Source organism: Oleiphilus sp. HI0066 (genome assembly GCF_001635725.1).
In genome coordinates, this window is sequence record NZ_LWFH01001160.1 from 1 (window position 1) to 1,410 (window position 1,410).

Consider the following 1,410-nt stretch of genomic DNA (forward strand, 5'->3'; position numbering starts at 1 on the left):
GCTGGCGGTGGCGTCATCGCTGGCATCGGGTACGTTTGCGGCATCCGCTGTTTGGTCGTAGCAAGCAATAGCGCGATCAAGGGTGGCACCATCTCACCTACGGGGCTCGAGAAAACATTGCGTCTTCAAGAGATCGCAAAAGAGAATAAATTGCCGATTGTCACGATGGCTGAAAGTGGCGGCGCCAACTTAAACTATGCAACCGATGTCTTTGTGCATGGTGCGCGCGGTTTTGCGAATCAAGCTCGTTTGTCCGCAGCAGGTATCCCGCAGTTCACGATTGTACATGGTAATGCGACGGCAGGTGGAGCTTACCAACCAGGTCTTTCCGATTACTCTATTGTGGTAAAAGAACAGGCCAAAATGTTCTTAGCAGGACCTCCTCTACTTAAAGCAGCAACCGGTGAAATTGCTACCGATGAAGAGCTAGGTGGTGCGGAGATGCACGCACAAACCGCAGGTACCGCAGAGTTTCTCGCTGAAGATGATTCCGACGGCATTCGTATGATGCGCGACATGGTCAAACAAGTACCATGGAACGAGCAACTCAGCCCTAAAGCAGAACGACAATGGGAAGAACCAAAATATAGTCCTGACGAGCTTATCGGCGTTGTTCCAAGTGATAGCAAACGACCTTATGACGTGCGTGAGATCGTTGCGCGTATTGCGGATTCATCTGACTTCGTCGATTTCAAACCCGAGTTCGATAATCAAACCGTTTGTGGCTTCTTAAAAATTGAAGGCCATGCATGCGGGCTGATTGGTAACAATGGGCCAATCACACCAAAAGGTGCGGCAAAAGCTGCGCAGTTTATCCAACTATGCGAGCAGTCCGGCACAAGCCTATTGTTCTTCCATAATACAACCGGATTTATGGTTGGTACCGATGCAGAACAAAATGGCGTTATCAAACACGGCTCTAAGATGCTGCAAGCCGTGGCTAACGCAAGCGTACCGAAACTTACCATCGTGGTTGGCGGCTCTTACGGCGCAGGTAACTATGCAATGTGTGGGCGCGGATTAGACCCTCGTTTTATCTTCGCTTGGCCAAACAGTAGAACGGCCGTAATGGGTGGAGCGCAAGCTGGCAAGGTCTTGCGTATTGTTACCGAAGACAAGCACGCCAAAATGGGTAAAGAAGCAGATCCCGCAATGTTAGACGTTTTAGAAAAAGCTACTGCCGACAAATTGGATAAAGGTTCAACCTCACTATATGGCACGGCAAGGCTTTGGGATGATGGACTTATCGACCCACGTGACACCCGAAAAGTATTAGCATTTTTGTTAGATATTTGTGACGAAGAAAAACGTCGAACTCTACGCCCGAATACCTTTGGCGTGGCACGACTTTAAGCTTGGTAACCGACAGAATAAAAACAGTTTTGTAAGAGGCAATTCACATGATTTTTA

The 1,410-nt window shown here is 48.7% G+C and carries 1 protein-coding gene; it reads left to right on the forward strand.

Annotated elements, in window-relative coordinates; translation table 11 throughout:
- Positions 1–1,353 (forward strand): acyl-CoA carboxylase subunit beta (locus A3738_RS15470; RefSeq protein ID WP_068763710.1); only part of this gene is annotated, 1,353 nt, incomplete at its 5' end.
- Positions 1,354–1,410 lie beyond the last annotated feature (57 nt).